14 protein-coding genes are annotated in these 14236 nt (G+C 63.9%); 9 read left to right on the top strand and 5 right to left on the bottom strand.

Translation table 11 applies throughout. The features are described from left to right. The first annotated feature begins 37 nt into the window (after positions 1-37). The 9 genes from RFN30_RS04995 (at position 38) to RFN30_RS04955 (ending at position 9007) form a co-directional block, all read left to right on the top strand. Positions 38-352, top strand: a complete 315-nt coding sequence (locus tag RFN30_RS04995; RefSeq protein ID WP_320261037.1) for an ArsR/SmtB family transcription factor — start codon at positions 38-40, stop codon at positions 350-352. Then, on the top strand, positions 349-825 hold the full coding sequence (locus RFN30_RS04990; protein WP_320261036.1) for an SRPBCC family protein: 477 nt from the start codon (positions 349-351) through the stop codon (positions 823-825). The genes RFN30_RS04995 and RFN30_RS04990 overlap by 4 nt, the downstream gene beginning before the upstream one ends. A gap of 26 nt (positions 826-851) precedes the next feature. Beyond that, positions 852-1457 (top strand): ATP-dependent Clp protease proteolytic subunit, encoded by a 606-nt coding sequence (locus tag RFN30_RS04985; RefSeq protein WP_320261035.1) that lies wholly within the window; start codon positions 852-854, stop codon positions 1455-1457. Positions 1458-1532: 75 nt separating this feature from the next. Next, complete coding sequence (locus tag RFN30_RS04980) at positions 1533-1817, top strand: hypothetical protein (protein WP_320261034.1); 285 nt, start codon at positions 1533-1535, stop codon at positions 1815-1817. 766 nt (positions 1818-2583) lie between these two features. Further along, entirely contained in the window at positions 2584-5505 is a 2922-nt protein-coding gene (gene uvrA / locus RFN30_RS04975) for an excinuclease ABC subunit UvrA (RefSeq protein WP_320261033.1), read from the top strand. Beyond that, a complete protein-coding gene (locus RFN30_RS04970; RefSeq protein WP_320261032.1) occupies positions 5505-5909 on the top strand; it encodes a DUF302 domain-containing protein in 405 nt (134 codons plus the stop codon). The genes uvrA and RFN30_RS04970 overlap by 1 nt, the downstream gene beginning before the upstream one ends. 2 nt (positions 5910-5911) lie before the next feature. After that, positions 5912-6370 (top strand): GNAT family N-acetyltransferase, encoded by a 459-nt coding sequence (locus tag RFN30_RS04965; RefSeq protein ID WP_320261031.1) that lies wholly within the window; start codon positions 5912-5914, stop codon positions 6368-6370. Positions 6371-6396: 26 nt separating this feature from the next. Further along, complete coding sequence (locus tag RFN30_RS04960) at positions 6397-7200, top strand: DUF72 domain-containing protein (protein ID WP_320261030.1); 804 nt, start codon at positions 6397-6399, stop codon at positions 7198-7200. 661 nt (positions 7201-7861) lie between these two features. Next, positions 7862-9007 (top strand): GGDEF domain-containing protein, encoded by a 1146-nt coding sequence (locus RFN30_RS04955; RefSeq protein ID WP_320261029.1) that lies wholly within the window; start codon positions 7862-7864, stop codon positions 9005-9007. Between the two features lie 122 nt (positions 9008-9129). On the opposite strand, the gene RFN30_RS04950 is transcribed toward RFN30_RS04955, so the two are convergent. From RFN30_RS04950 to urtB, 5 genes are all read right to left on the bottom strand, one after another. Beyond that, complete coding sequence (locus RFN30_RS04950) at positions 9130-9306, bottom strand: hypothetical protein (RefSeq protein WP_320219154.1); 177 nt, start codon at positions 9304-9306, stop codon at positions 9130-9132. A gap of 504 nt (positions 9307-9810) precedes the next feature. Next, positions 9811-10506: an urea ABC transporter ATP-binding subunit UrtE gene (gene urtE / locus RFN30_RS04945; RefSeq protein ID WP_320261028.1), complete on the bottom strand. Its 696-nt coding sequence runs from the start codon at positions 10504-10506 to the stop codon at positions 9811-9813. A gap of 70 nt (positions 10507-10576) precedes the next feature. Next, positions 10577-11323 (bottom strand): urea ABC transporter ATP-binding protein UrtD, encoded by a 747-nt coding sequence (gene urtD, locus RFN30_RS04940; protein WP_320261027.1) that lies wholly within the window; start codon positions 11321-11323, stop codon positions 10577-10579. Between the two features lie 7 nt (positions 11324-11330). Then, the gene (gene urtC, locus RFN30_RS04935) at positions 11331-12551 is read right to left on the bottom strand and encodes an urea ABC transporter permease subunit UrtC (protein ID WP_320261026.1); all 1221 of its coding nucleotides are present in this window, start codon (positions 12549-12551) and stop codon (positions 11331-11333) included. Continuing rightward, positions 12548-14164: an urea ABC transporter permease subunit UrtB gene (gene urtB / locus RFN30_RS04930; RefSeq protein ID WP_320261025.1), complete on the bottom strand. Its 1617-nt coding sequence runs from the start codon at positions 14162-14164 to the stop codon at positions 12548-12550. Before urtB ends, urtC begins: the two co-directional genes overlap by 4 nt. Between the last annotated feature and the right edge of the window lie 72 nt (positions 14165-14236).

Here is a 14236-nt window from a genome sequence, read left to right as displayed (position 1 = left end):
CTTGCCAAACCAATAAGTATCGACTTATGCTTCGCATATGATCGAAGCGGAGATTTTCCGGGCGCTTGCCGACCCTACCCGCCGCGCCGTGTACGAACGGCTCGCGGCAAGCGAGATGAGCGTGTCCGAGCTGCGCGCCGGCATGAGCGTGTCGCAGCCCGCGGTCTCCCAGCACCTGGCGGTGCTGCGCGGCGCCGGCCTCGTGGTCGAGCGGCGCGCCGGCCGCAATGCCTACTACCGCGCCGACCCGCAAGGACTGGATCCGCTGCTCGGTTGGATCGAGCGCTACCGCGCCTTCTGGCCGGAGCGCATCGAGAAGTTGAAGACGGTTCTGAAGGAAATGGACCAATGACGGCGACAAAGCACCCGACAGCGGCCGATGTGCCGCTCAGCTTCGAATGCGAGCTTCCCGATCCGCCGGAAAAGGTCTGGCGGGCGCTCACCGAGCCCGAGCTGCTCGCGGCATGGATGATGCCGAACGACATGAAGCCGGAAACCGGCAAGCGCTTCGCCTTTGCCCGGCCGGACGCACCGATCGACTGCGAAGTGCTCGAGGCCGAGCCCGGCAAGCTGCTGCGCTATTCCTGGCGCGAGCGGCCAAGTGCCGAAGATGCCGACCGTCTGCCGGCATTCGATAGCGTTGTCACCTTCACGCTCGCGCGCACGGTCTCCGGCGGCACGCATCTCAGCATCGTCCATGACGGCTTCGTGCCGGTGGCGCAGCCCGTCGTCGCCGTTGCCGGCGCCGGCTGCGGGCTTTCCCTCGACGCGCGCAGGAACCCGACCGCCGCCAATGCGCCCTGCATGATGCTGCGCGCGGCCTGACCAAAGACAACCGAGGAGACCTGGCCATGAACGCATTTGCCAATCTGGTGCCGATGGTGATCGAGCAGTCGAGCCGCGGTGAACGCGCCTTCGACATTTTCTCGCGGCTGCTGCGCGAGCGCATCGTCTTCATCAACGGCGAGATCAACGACGGCGTCTCGGCGCTGGTCTGCGCGCAGCTCTTGTCCCTGGAATCGGACCATCCCGACAAGGAGATATCGATCTACATCAACTCGCCGGGCGGCGTGGTGACCAGCGGCTTCGCCATCTACGACACGATGCAGTACATTTCCTGCCCAGTGTCGACGGTGTGCATGGGGTTTGCGGCCTCGATGGCCTCCTTCCTTTTGATGGCGGGCTCGCCCGGGCGGCGTATCGCACTGCCCAACACCAGGATCGTGCTGCATCAGCCGCTCGGTGGCTTCCAGGGCCAGGCCTCCGACATCCAGCGCCATGCCGAGGACATCCTGCGCACCAAGCGCCACATGACGGAACTCTATGCCAGGCATTGCGGTCGCAGCTACGAAGAGGTCGAGCGCACGCTCGACCGCGACTATTTCATGACCGCCGAGGAGGCCAAGGCCTGGGGCCTCGTCGACCATGTCTACGACACCCGCAAGAAAGCGGCCTGAGGTGGACGGACGACGCGCGGCAATTTGATTGCCGCGCGTCTGGCCTCGCTCCGAGCGGATCTCTATAGTTCGCGGATGACGACGCACCGACAATCCAGACATTTACGCATCGCCCTCGCTGCTCTCGCGGGCGCTCTGATCGGCAGCACGGCAGCCTTTGCCGGCGACAGTTCGGCGCAGAAGCTTCCAGGTGTCAGCAGCGATTACCGCATTGCCAAGCCTGCCCCGCAGCCCGAGCCGGACGACGCGCTGCCGGCCGGCAGCAACGGCACGTTCAAGATCGGCGATACCGATGTCAGGATTTCCGGCAGCATCACCATCGACATGGCAACGGGCGGCATCAGGCCGCCCAACCACTGAAGCTCACCGCTGCGGACGCCAATGGCCGGGCTTCCGACCCACAAAATGTAAGCCCCGCCACTGCTTCCGCAGGTGGACGGGGCTTTCATGGATCTGAAACCCAATTTTAGCCGGGAGTGGACTGCCGGCATTCTGTTTCGGATGTAACGCGGCGTTCAGCCGACGATCCGACTATGGTCTCTGATTGTACGCAATCGGCAGGTCACGGTTTGTCGGGCTGGCGCTCACGCCCGCCCTGGCACTTATGCCCGCCGCGGCTCCATCTTTGTGTGGAGCCTCAAGGGACTGTCCGGTGGCGTCATGCTCCGCTCCTTCTGTCCGTTGCGACCATTGTCTTACGAAGCTCTCGTCGCAAATGCCCACGGCGTCTCGCAGGCCACCTTCGGGTGGCGAGGCCATCGAAAGACGGCCGGCTTCGCTGACGCCCAGAGACTGCCCCCGTGGGTCCGAGACGTCAACCGTTGAATAGCCGGTTACGGAAAAATGTGATCGGTTGGAGGTTACGTCCAGGTAAGAAGAATGCCTTTCGGCCGCTCGGTCGGGACGGTTTTTGCAGCCGCTCTTTCCACAGCGCTTTGTCAGGAGCGTGTTCGGCCTTTGTTCTTTGCGCTTGCTCGCACGCGCGAAAGCCGGTTAAACCCATGGTGGCTGCTTTCGTCGAGATTTGTGGCGTCTCTCGACGCAGCGGCGAAACTACCTACATAGGGGATGGCCGGGACAAACCCGCCAATCCAGCAAAATTCCAGACCTGAGGCGGCGACCGGCGATGGCCGACCAAAAATACCTTTCCATTCGCGGGGCGCGCGAACACAATCTCAAGAACGTCGATCTCGACCTGCCGCGCGACAGCCTGATCGTCATGACCGGCCTGTCAGGATCCGGCAAGTCGTCGCTTGCCTTCGACACCATCTATGCCGAAGGCCAACGCCGCTATGTCGAAAGCCTGTCGGCCTATGCCCGCCAGTTCCTGGAGATGATGCAGAAGCCGGACGTCGACCAGATCGACGGCCTGTCGCCCGCCATCTCCATCGAGCAGAAGACCACCTCGCGCAACCCGCGCTCGACGGTCGGCACCGTCACCGAGATCTACGACTATATGCGCCTGCTGTTCGCGCGTGTCGGCATCCCCTATTCGCCGGCCACCGGCCTGCCGATCGAGAGCCAGACGGTCAGCCAGATGGTCGACCGCGTGCTGGCGCTGGAGGAAGGCACACGCCTCTATCTGCTGGCGCCCATCGTGCGCGGCCGCAAAGGCGAGTACCGCAAGGAACTGCTGGAGCTGCAGAAGAAGGGTTTTCAGCGCGTCAAGGTCGACGGCGTCTTCTACGAGATTGCCGACGTGCCGGCGCTGGACAAGAAATACAAGCACGACATCGACGTCGTCGTCGACCGCATCGTCGTGCGCGGCGATCTGGCGACGCGGCTCGCGGACTCGATGGAAACGGCTTTGAAGCTCGCCGACGGCTTGGCGGTGGCCGAATTCGCCGACAGGCCGCTCGACGCCAGCCAGACCGGCGAGGACTCGGTCAACAAGTCGAAGAACGAGACGCATGAGCGGATCATGTTCTCGGAGAAATTCGCCTGCCCGGTGTCCGGCTTCACCATTCCCGAGATCGAGCCGAGGCTGTTCTCCTTCAACAATCCGTTCGGCGCCTGCCCGACCTGCGACGGTCTCGGCAGCCAGCGCGCCATCGACGCCAACCTCGTGGTGCCCGACGAGAACGTCTCGCTGCGCGACGGCGCCATCAGCCCGTGGGCGAAGTCGACCTCGCCCTATTACGCCCAGACGCTGGAAGCGCTGGGCAAGGCCTATGGCTTCAAACTCGGCGACAAGTTCAAGGATCTGAGCGCCGAGGCGCAAGAGGCCGTGCTGCACGGCACGGGCGAGCGCGAGATCACCTTCCAGTATGACGACGGCCTGCGCTCCTATAAGACCACCAAGACCTTCGAGGGCGTCATTCCCAATCTCGATCGGCGCTGGAAGGAAACGGAATCGGCCTGGATGCGCGAGGAGATCGAGCGCTTCATGTCGGCGACCCCCTGCCCCGCCTGCAATGGTTACAGGCTGAAACCGGAAGCGCTTGCCGTGAAGATCGCCGGAAGACACATCGGCGAGGTCACCGAACTGTCGATCCGCAAGGCCGACCAGTGGTTCACCGACCTGCCGGCGCAGTTGAACGAGAAGCAGAACGAGATCGCGGTCCGGGTGCTCAAGGAAATCCGCGAGCGGCTGCGCTTCCTCAACGATGTCGGCCTCGACTATCTGACGCTGTCTCGCAATTCCGGCACGCTGTCGGGCGGCGAGAGCCAGCGCATCCGCCTCGCCTCGCAGATCGGCTCCGGCCTCACCGGCGTGCTCTATGTCCTGGACGAGCCGTCGATCGGCCTGCACCAGCGCGACAATGCGCGCCTGCTCGACACGCTGAAGCACCTGCGCGACATCGGCAACACGGTGATCGTCGTCGAGCATGACGAGGACGCCATTCTGCATGCCGACTATGTCGTCGACATCGGCCCGGCCGCCGGCATCCATGGCGGTGAAATCATCGCCCAGGGCACGCCGCAGCAGATCATGGCCACGCCCGCCTCGATCACCGGCAAATATCTTTCGGGCGAGCTCGAAGTGGCGACGCCGGAGGTGCGCCGCGAGGCAAAGAAGAACCGGCGTATCAAGGTTGTCGGCGCGCGCGGCAACAATCTGAAGAACGTGACGGCGGAGATTCCGCTCGGCACCTTCACCTGCGTCACCGGTGTCTCCGGCGGCGGCAAGTCGACCTTCCTGATCGAGACGCTGTTCAAGGCGGCCTCACGCCGCATTATGGGCTCGCGCGAGCATCCGGCCGATCACGACCGCATCGAGGGGCTGGAGTTCCTCGACAAGGTCATCGACATCGACCAGTCGCCGATCGGCCGCACGCCGCGTTCCAACCCGGCGACCTATACCGGCGCCTTCACGCCGATCCGCGACTGGTTCGCCGGATTGCCGGAAGCCAAGGCGCGCGGCTATCAGCCGGGCCGCTTCTCCTTCAACGTCAAGGGGGGCCGCTGCGAAGCCTGCCAGGGCGACGGCGTCATCAAGATCGAGATGCACTTCCTGCCGGACGTCTACGTCACTTGCGACGTCTGCCACGGCAAGCGCTACAACCGCGAGACGCTGGACGTGCTGTTCAAGGGCAAGTCGATCGCCGACGTGCTCGACATGACGGTCGAGGAAGGCGTCGACTTCTTCTCGGCGGTGCCAGGCGTGCGCGACAAGCTGGTGACGCTGAACCAGGTCGGCCTCGGCTACATCCATATCGGCCAGCAGGCGACGACGCTGTCGGGCGGCGAGGCGCAGCGGATAAAACTCGCCAAGGAATTGTCGCGCAAGGCGACCGGCAAGACGCTCTACATTCTCGACGAGCCGACCACCGGCCTCCACTTCCACGACGTCGCCAAGCTGCTCGAAGTGCTGCACGAGCTGGTCGACCAGGGCAACACGGTGGTGGTGATCGAGCACAATCTCGAGGTGATAAAAACCGCCGACTGGGTGCTCGACCTCGGTCCCGAAGGCGGCGATGGCGGCGGCGAGCTGGTCGCGTCGGGCACGCCGGAAGCGATCGTGCGCGAGAAGCGCAGCTACACCGGCCAGTTCCTGAAGGAGCTTCTGGAGCGCCGCCCCGGGGGCAAGCGCGAAGCGGCGGAGTGATGGCGAGCAACGGCCTCGTCTCCGTTGAAAGCCGTTTTGGCGTGGCCGAAACCATCGACCGGCTGGTCGAGACTGTCACCGGTGCGGGATTGCGCGTTTTCGCCCGGATCGACCATGCCGCAGGCGCGCATGAAATCAGCGCGCCGCTGCGCCCGACCGAATTGCTGATCTTCGGCCATCCGAAAGGCGGCACGCCGCTGATGCAGGACCGGCAGCTTGCCGGCATCGACCTGCCGATCAAGGCGCTCGCTTGGGAAGACGAGCAAGGCAAGGCCTGGCTGTCCTACAACGACACGCAATGGCTGGCCGAACGCCACGGTCTCAGCGAGGCCAGCCGCGATGCCGTGACGGCTATCGCCGCAGGCATGGAAAAGGTCATCGCGGCCGCTGCTGGAACCAATTAATCATGAGACTTGCTCGCTCCGAAGATCTCTCCGCCATCGTCGCGCTGACCACGAACGCTTACACCCCCTACACAGCCCTGTTCGGCGCGCCTCCGATCCCGGTTACGGAAGACTATGCGCCGCGTATCGAGCGCGGCGAGATCTGGCTGCTGGAGAGCGGCGGCGAACTGGCCGGGCTGATCGTGCTGGAACGGCATCCTGACCACGCCATGATCTTCAGCGTCGCCGTCGCGCCGGCCTTCCAGGGCAGGAAGCTCGGCATCGCGCTGCTCAACTTCGCCGACGAGCAGGCGCGGTCATGGGGCGTGCCCGAGGTGCGGCTCTACACCAATTCGCGGATGGAGCGGAACATCGCCCTCTATTCCGCCTACGGCTATCGGGAAACGGGTCGCCGGGCCAATCCGTACCGGCCAGGATGGACCGTGGTCGACATGGCCAAGCCGATCGACAAAGCGGCCTGATCAATTCGAAAACCGGGAGGAAGACGATGAGCCAAGGAAAGATCCGCTCCGGCATGGGCGGCTGGACCTTCGAGCCTTGGGATACGTCCTTCTATCCGGACAAGCTGTCGAAGGCGAAGCAGCTCCACTATGCAAGCCGCCAGGTGCCAAGCATCGAGGTCAACGGCACCTATTATTCCAGCTTCAAGGAACCGACCTTTGTCAAATGGGCCAGCGAGGCGCCGGACGGTTTCGTCTTCTCGCTGAAGGGCAACCGCTTCGTTACCAACCGCCGCGTGCTCGGCGAGGCAGGCGAATCGATGATGCGCTTCCTCGGCTCTGGCGTCGCGGCGCTCGGCGACAAGCTCGGGCCGATCCTGTGGCAGTTCGCGCCGACAAAAAAATTCGACGCGGACGATTTCGAGGCCTTCCTGAAGCTGCTGCCCGAGAAGCAGGACGGTGTTGCGCTGCGCCATGCGCTCGAAGTGCGGCATGACAGCTTCATCGTGCCGGAATTTCCCGCGCTGGCGCGAAAATACAACGCCGCCATCGTCTATGCCGATCATGCCAAATATCCGGCGATCGCCGACGTCACCGGCGATTTCGTCTATGCCCGCCTGCAGACCGGCAGCGACGACAATCCCGACTGCTACACGCCGAAGGGCCTCGACCAGTGGGCGGCGCGGGCAAAGACCTGGGCCGAGGGCAAGCAGCCGGTCGACCTGCCGCGCGCCGACCCCAGGACCGATGCGCCGGTCAAGCCGCGCGACGTGTTCGTCTACTTCATCACCGAGGGCAAGGTGCGCGCGCCCTTCGGCGCCATGGCGCTGATGAAGCGGGTAACCGAATAAAGCGGCGAGCCTTCACTGCGGTCAAATCCTTTTGTTTAATGCATGTCGCCCAAGAGTGCGCTGCGGTTTTGGGAGAACGACATGCATCAAAACAAGAGCTTGAAGCGCGTCGCCTGAATCCGCTTCAACGCGACGCGCTTTAAGCATGGATACACTTTGCGAAAGCTCCGCCGGAACTTGCCGGGCATCTCGACCGTTTTGCCTATCTCGCCAGGGGCCGGTTCTCATAGCGGTTGCGCCGCAGAGCGCCGGCTAGGGCTGCGGTATCGGGAGAACCCGAAGAAGCGAGGTGATATGGCTGTCATCCTCATCGGGGCGTTGCTTACAGTCGCCGGAGTTGTGTACATGGCGGGTGCAGTCCTCTGGCGCGGGCAACTTAGCTCTCCGGCACCTGCAGCCTCGGATCGCCCGAAGCCATACCTTGCAACGCCTGGCCCGACGCTCGAGCCACGCCGGCGCGGCCTCGGTTTCCTCGGCCTCTCACAGAATTGGCCAGGTCTGCTGATGATGGCGATCGGCCTTATCCTGCTATTGTCGGCAGCGATCCTGTAACGCAGGAATTCCGGCATCTTCACCGCTATCGTAACGCAATCGATACTTCCTTGCTGCATTAACGCATCTACGCCAGGTTGCAGAGGCCTAGCGCGGCAAGGACGGGTGCATGCTGCTCGATTACAACTCATTGCTGCTGGCCGTCGGCTTCTCCGCGGCCTGTCTCAGCCTGACCCTGTTCGGAACCTGGCTGACCGCCCGTTCCGACAAATTCCTGCTCACATGGGCGATCAGCGTGTTGTTGGTGGTGGCTGAGGTCTTTGCCTATGACGCCTATATCGCAGCGCCCGGAACGACCCTCGGCATCCTGACGCTGGCGCTGCTGCTGCTCGGCTTCTCCGTGATGCTGGGCGCCGCCCACCAGTTCCGGACCGGCCGCTCGCCGCTGCCGCACATCGCGATTGGCGCCGGCATCTCCCTTATGCTGGCATTGCCGCCGATGGCGCTCGGTTATGACGGGCTGGGCTTCATGCTGGAGAACTCCCTCGCCGCGCTGCTCTTGTTCGGCACCGCATATGAATATTGGAAGGGCCGCGAAGAGGCGCCGGCGCAGCTTGTTGGCGTGGCGCTGCTCTATTCGCTGACCGCATCATCCTTCGTATTGTGCGCGGCCGTGCTCGCATGGGACGGCAAGCCGGTCCTCGGCCACGCGCCGAGCAACTGGGCCGAGGATTTGAGCCTGGTCATCGTCATCGCCTCGATGACCGGCATCGGCGCGCTGTCCTTGGCGCTCAATCAGGGGCGGCTCGCGCGCCACCACAAGCGCGAGGCCGAGACCGATGCGCTCACCGGCTTGCTCAACCGTCGCGCGTTGTTCGACCTGCACGGCAAGACACCTGTCGGCGCCTTTGTGGCAGTGGTGGTGTTCGACCTCGACGGCTTCAAGGCAATCAACGACCGGTTCGGCCACGCCGCCGGCGACGAGGTGCTGAAGGTCTTCGCCGAAGAACTGTCCGGCAATCTGCGCCCGACCGACGTCGCCGCCCGCATGGGCGGCGAGGAATTCGCGCTCGTGCTGAAACGAGCCCTGCCCGAGATGGTCGAAGGTACGGCCGAGCGGATCAGAATCGCATTCGCGGCGCGAACGATCGAGACCGAGACGGGCCGGCTCAATTGCACGGTGAGCGCCGGTTTCGCGTTCGGCAGCAGCGAAGGCGTGAGCTTCGACAAGGTGCTCAGCGCCGCCGACAAGGCGCTTTATGCAGCCAAACGCGGCGGCCGCAACCGCGTGCTCGACATCCGCCGCTGCGCTTGAAGATTAGAGGCCCGCGCATGTCTCCCGAAAGTGGGAACCGGTTTCGGGACAAAGACATGCGCAAAATCAAAGCCTAAAGCGCATTGGAGCGAAGCGGAAGGATCGCGACGCGCTTTAGGCCCTCAGTGTCGCCCGATCACTTCGTTGTAGGCGTCGAGATCGACGTAAAAGACCTTGGTTATTTCTCCGAGCAGGTCATCCTCGTCGTAGCCCTGCGACATCAGGATGTTGATCGCCGTCATGATGTCGACACGTTCGGTGAGGCGCCGCTTCTGATAGTCCTCGACAAAACGTTCCATCGCCTTCCCCTGGCAAGTTCTTTGTTGGACGCATTGACCGACACTCAGGAGAAAGCTAGGCAGGTATGCTTGCGTGGAACTTGCCGGCTAGGCCCGCGCCTTCCCCTTCATTCGCGACTGGTACGGAAAAGCGGCCGACTCACCAAGGCCAAGAAAAGACTAGCACGCAGCTTCGGAGGCGCCATAGTTAGCAATGACTTCGTTATCCTTGGGCGAAGCAGAGCGAGACCCAAGTATCCATGTCAGGACTTCAGCCGAGGAATGCGGCGCAAGACGAATGCCGTGGCGATCCTTCGCGTCCCCCTCTGTCCTGCCGGACATCTCTCCCACTTGGGGGGAGATCGGCAGCTTAGGCGCTCCGCTCATTTCCCGCGACGTTGGCGATTGCGAAAGTCGGGATGACACCCAATCTCCCCCCTCGAGGGGGGGGGGAGATGTCCGGCAGGACAGAGGGGGCGCTGTCCCGCCCGCATCACAGATTCAAAAATTCCCTATGCCGAGGAACTAGACGGTGAGGAACTTCCTTACATCCGCCCGGTCCAGATCCTCGGCCGGTCCGGTGTGCACGATCTGGCCGCGGTCCATGATGTTGACCTCGTCGGCAAGCTCACGGCAGAAGTCGAGATATTGCTCGACCAGCAGCACCGCGATGCCCGCCTGGTCGCGCAGGTAGCGGATGGCGCGGCCGATATCCTTGATGATCGAGGGCTGGATGCCTTCGGTCGGCTCGTCGAGCACGAGCAGCTTGGGCCGCGTCACCAGCGCCCGTCCGATGGCGAGCTGCTGCTGCTGACCGCCGGAGAGATCGCCGCCGCGTCGCCCCAGCATCTGCTTCAGCACCGGAAACAGCTCGAAGACATGCACCGGAACATTGCGGTCGGCGCGCTTCAGCGGCGCGTAGCCCGATTCCAGATTCTCGCGTACCGTGAGCAGCGGAAAAATCTCCCTGCCCTGCGGCACGAATGCGATGCCCGACCGGGCGCGGTCATACGCCGCGCTCCGGTCGAGCGCCTTCCCCTCGAAGGCAACGCTTCCGCTCGTCAGCCGGTGGTGGCCGACGATCGATCTCATCAAACTGGTCTTGCCGACGCCGTTGCGACCGAGCACGCAGGTGATCTTGCCAGCACCTGCCTTCAGTGAAACGCCGCGTAGCGCCTGTGCGGCGCCGTAGTGAAGCGTGGCATTGGAGACTTCGAGCATGGTCAGCCCCTTCTCCAGCGCTTCAGGAAAGCGAAATCGAAGCGATAAAACGGAACCCGCCAGACCATGCTCAGCGCCCCAGATAGACTTCGACGACGCGCTCGTCCGCCGAAACGAAATCGAGCGTGCCTTCGGACAGCACCGAGCCCTCGTGCAGGCAGGTGACCTTGACGCCGAGCTCGCGCACGAAATGCATGTCGTGCTCGACGACGATCACCGAATGGTCGCGCGCGATGTCCTTCAGCAGGCGTGCGGTTTCTTCGGTCTCCGCGTCGGTCATGCCGGCGACCGGCTCGTCGACGAGCAAGAGCTTCGGGTCCTGTGCCAGGAGCATGCCGATTTCGAGCCACTGCTTCTGGCCATGGCTGAGATTGGCGGCAAGCTCGTCGCGCTTATCCCCCAACCTGATGATGCCGAGGATGTCGTCGATGCGCCGCGTCTCGGCGGCCGAGCGGCTGTGGAACAAAGCCGGGAAGATCGAGCGCGGCCCTTTCAGCGCCAGCATCAGATTGTCCTCAACGCTGTGGCTCTCGAAGACCGTCGGCTTCTGGAATTTGCGGCCAATGCCCATCATGGCAATCTCGGCCTCGTCATGCCTTGTGAGGTCGACTTGGCCGTCGAAGAACACTTCGCCCTCGTCCGGCCGCGTCTTGCCGGTGACGATATCCATCATCGTCGTCTTGCCGGCGCCGTTGGGCCCGATGATCGCCCGCATCTCACCCTTGTCGAGCACCAGCGACAGATTGTTGATGGCGCGAAAACCGTCGAAGGAAACCGAGACGCCGTCGAGATAGAGGATGGTGGTCGACTTGCTCATGACCGTTTCACTCCGCCGGCTGCGGCTCGGGGCCGGAGGACCAAGCGCCTGGCGTCCTCGCCGCCGAGCGCACGATCTTGACTGAAGGCTCTTCCGGATCGACGCCGGCTTCCGCGGCGAGCGAGGCGGTGCGCAATGCCCTGGCCTTGCCGCGCCAGCCATCCCAGGTGCCGACGACACCCCTGGGCAGGAACAAAGTGACGGCGACGAACAGCCCGCCCAAGGCGAACAGCCAGAATTCCGGCAGCACACCGGTGAACCAGGATTTGCCGGCATTGACGAGCAGCGCGCCGATGATCGGGCCCACGATGGTGCCGCGCCCGCCGACGGCGGTCCAGATCACAACCTCGATCGAATTGGAAGGTTCGAACTCGCCGGGGTTGATGATACCGACCTGCGGCACGTAGAGCGCGCCGGCGATGCCGGCCATGATCGCCGAGACGGTGAAGGCGAACAGCTTGACGTTCTCGGCCCGCCAGCCGAGGAAGCGGGTGCGACTTTCGGCGTCGCGCACTGCCATCAGAAGCTTGCCGTATTTGGAACGAACGATCGCTGCGGTGACGAAGACCGCGAGCGCCAGCGTGATCGCGCTCGCCGCGAACAGGGCCGAGCGCGTCGCGTCGGCCTGCACGTTGAAGCCGAGAATGTCCTTGAAGTCTGTCAGGCCGTTGTTGCCGCCAAAACCCATGTCGTTGCGGAAAAACGCAAGCAGCAGCGCATAGGTCATCGCCTGGGTGATGATCGACAAGTACACACCGGTGACGCGGCTGCGGAAGGCGAACCAGCCGAACACGAAAGCGAGCAGGCCGGGCCCAGCCAGCACCATCGTTGCCGCAAACCAGAAATGATCGAAGCCGTACCAGAACCAGGGCAGCTCCTTGTAGTTCAGGAACACCATGAAGTCGGGCAGGATCGGATTGCCATAGACGCCGCGCGAACCGATCTGGCGCATCAGATACATGCCCATCGCATAGCCGCCGAGCGCGAAGAAGGCGCCATGGCCGAGCGAGAGGATGCCGCAATAGCCCCAGACCAGATCGAGCGACAAGGCGAGCAGCGCATAGCAGAGATATTTGCCGACAAGCGCCACGATATAGGGCGGCACGTAGAGCGCGCTCGACGAGGGGACCGCGAGATTGAGCAGCGGTACAATGACGGCGGCCGCAAGCAGGACGAAGATCGTGACGGCGATGCGGCGGTCGGCACCGAATAAGCGCTGCGTGATCATGCTTCCACCGCCCTGCCCTTCAGCGCGAACAGGCCGCGCGGGCGTTTCTGGATGAAAAGGATGATCAGCACCAGCACGACGATCTTGCCGAGCACGGCGCCGGCATAAGGCTCGAGGAACTTGTTGACGATGCCGAGCGAGAAGGCGCCGACCAGCGTGCCCCAGAGGTTGCCGACGCCGCCGAAGACGACGACCATGAAACTGTCGATGATGTAGCCGCGGCCGAGATTGGGCGAGACGTTGTCGATCTGGCTGAGCGCGACGCCGGCTATGCCGGCGATGCCGGAGCCGAGCGCAAAGGTCAGCGCGTCGACCCACGGCGTCCTGATGCCCATCGAGGCGGCCATCCGGCGGTTTGCGGTGACAGCGCGCATCTGCAACCCCCAGGGCGTGCGCTTCATGACGTAGAGCAGCACAGCAAAGACCGCGAGAGCGAAGACCAGGATCCACAGCCGGTTCCAGGTGATAGCCAGCTGGCCGATATCGAACGAGCCCGACATCCACGACGGATTGCCGACCTCCTGGTTGGTCGGCCCGAAGATGGTGCGCACCGCTTGCTGCAGGATCAGCGAGACGCCCCAAGTGGCCAGAAGCGTCTCCAGCGGGCGGCCATAGAGGAAGCGGATGATGCCGCGCTCGATGGCAAGGCCAACCAGCGCGGCGACGAGGAAGGCGAGCGGCAGCGCGATGACCAGCGACCAGTCGAACAGGCCGGGGAAAGAGGTGCGGATGACCTGCTGGACGACGAAGGTGGTGTAGGCGCCGAGCATCACCATCTCGCCATGCGCCATGTTGATGACGCCCATGACGCCGAAGGTGATGGCGAGCCCGATCGCGGCGAGCAGCAGCACCGATCCGAGCGAGATGCCGTACCAGATGTTCTGGCCGGCATCCCAGAGCGCCAGCGTCGAGTTGATATGTCCGATGGCCGCCGTCGCGGCATCCTTGACCGCGCCCTGAGCGCTGGCCTCGACCGAGGTCAGCAACGACAGCGCGTCACGGTCGCCGCGCGCCGCGACGACAGAGATCGCAGTCAGCTTGTCGGCTTCCGGCTTATCGGAAACGAGAATTGAGGCGGCGCGGGCCTGCTCGAACAGGACCTTGACTGCAGGATCGGCCTCGGCGGCGATGGCGGCATCGAGCGGCTCGATGTTCGCCGCATCGGGCGTCTTGAACATGGTCGCCGCGGCGGCGAGGCGCACGGCAGCATCCTTGGCGCGCAGCGTCAGCGTGCCCAGCACATCGCGGATCGTACGGCGCAGGCCATTGTTGACCTTGATCTTGGTGAGGTCGGCCTTGGCGGCGTCGGCTGCCTTCTCGCCGCTTAGCGGATCGAGCAGTTCGATACCCTCGCCGGCCTCCTTGCCGACGAAGACCTGGGAATCGGCCTTGCGGACATAGAGATTGCCGTCGGCCAGCGCCGAGAGCGGCCGTTCGACGGCCGGATCGCCGCTCGCGGCCAGCTCGCGCACCACGCCCTCCGTGGCGGAGAAATTGGTGGCTGTCGCGAATTTGGCGATCGCGGCGCGCAGATCGCTCTCGGCGGCGCTCGACGGCAACAGGCTTGCCATCGTCAGCAGCAGCATCAGGCCGATCGCACGCAGCAGGATCATCGTCTTCGAGCAGTTCTCAAAGGTTGGAGGTTTCTGCCCGGGCGGACCGAAAAAGCCCGCCCGGGCCGCGGT

Origin of the sequence: Mesorhizobium dulcispinae (assembly GCF_033977345.1) — a bacterium.
GTDB classification, from domain to species: Bacteria; Pseudomonadota; Alphaproteobacteria; order Rhizobiales; family Rhizobiaceae; genus Mesorhizobium; species Mesorhizobium dulcispinae.
The sequence above is the reverse complement of the archived record's forward strand: the minus strand, read 5'-3'. Positions and strand labels throughout refer to the sequence as shown.

What these genes read in the sequence shown, in the direction of transcription:
- RFN30_RS04995 (WP_320261037.1), top strand. Translation starts at nt 38, where the DNA reads ATGATCGAAGCGGAGATTTTCCGGGCGCTTGCCGACCCTACCCGCCGC.
- RFN30_RS04990 (WP_320261036.1), top strand. Translation starts at nt 349, where the DNA reads ATGACGGCGACAAAGCACCCGACAGCGGCCGATGTGCCGCTCAGCTTC.
- RFN30_RS04985 (WP_320261035.1), top strand. Translation starts at nt 852, where the DNA reads ATGAACGCATTTGCCAATCTGGTGCCGATGGTGATCGAGCAGTCGAGC.
- RFN30_RS04980 (WP_320261034.1), top strand. Translation starts at nt 1,533, where the DNA reads ATGACGACGCACCGACAATCCAGACATTTACGCATCGCCCTCGCTGCT.
- uvrA (WP_320261033.1), top strand. Translation starts at nt 2,584, where the DNA reads ATGGCCGACCAAAAATACCTTTCCATTCGCGGGGCGCGCGAACACAAT.
- RFN30_RS04970 (WP_320261032.1), top strand. Translation starts at nt 5,505, where the DNA reads ATGGCGAGCAACGGCCTCGTCTCCGTTGAAAGCCGTTTTGGCGTGGCC.
- RFN30_RS04965 (WP_320261031.1), top strand. Translation starts at nt 5,912, where the DNA reads ATGAGACTTGCTCGCTCCGAAGATCTCTCCGCCATCGTCGCGCTGACC.
- RFN30_RS04960 (WP_320261030.1), top strand. Translation starts at nt 6,397, where the DNA reads ATGAGCCAAGGAAAGATCCGCTCCGGCATGGGCGGCTGGACCTTCGAG.
- RFN30_RS04955 (WP_320261029.1), top strand. Translation starts at nt 7,862, where the DNA reads ATGCTGCTCGATTACAACTCATTGCTGCTGGCCGTCGGCTTCTCCGCG.
- RFN30_RS04950 (WP_320219154.1), bottom strand. Translation starts at nt 9,306, where the DNA reads ATGGAACGTTTTGTCGAGGACTATCAGAAGCGGCGCCTCACCGAACGT.
- urtE (WP_320261028.1), bottom strand. Translation starts at nt 10,506, where the DNA reads ATGCTCGAAGTCTCCAATGCCACGCTTCACTACGGCGCCGCACAGGCG.
- urtD (WP_320261027.1), bottom strand. Translation starts at nt 11,323, where the DNA reads ATGAGCAAGTCGACCACCATCCTCTATCTCGACGGCGTCTCGGTTTCC.
- urtC (WP_320261026.1), bottom strand. Translation starts at nt 12,551, where the DNA reads ATGATCACGCAGCGCTTATTCGGTGCCGACCGCCGCATCGCCGTCACG.
- urtB (WP_320261025.1), bottom strand. Translation starts at nt 14,164, where the DNA reads ATGATCCTGCTGCGTGCGATCGGCCTGATGCTGCTGCTGACGATGGCA.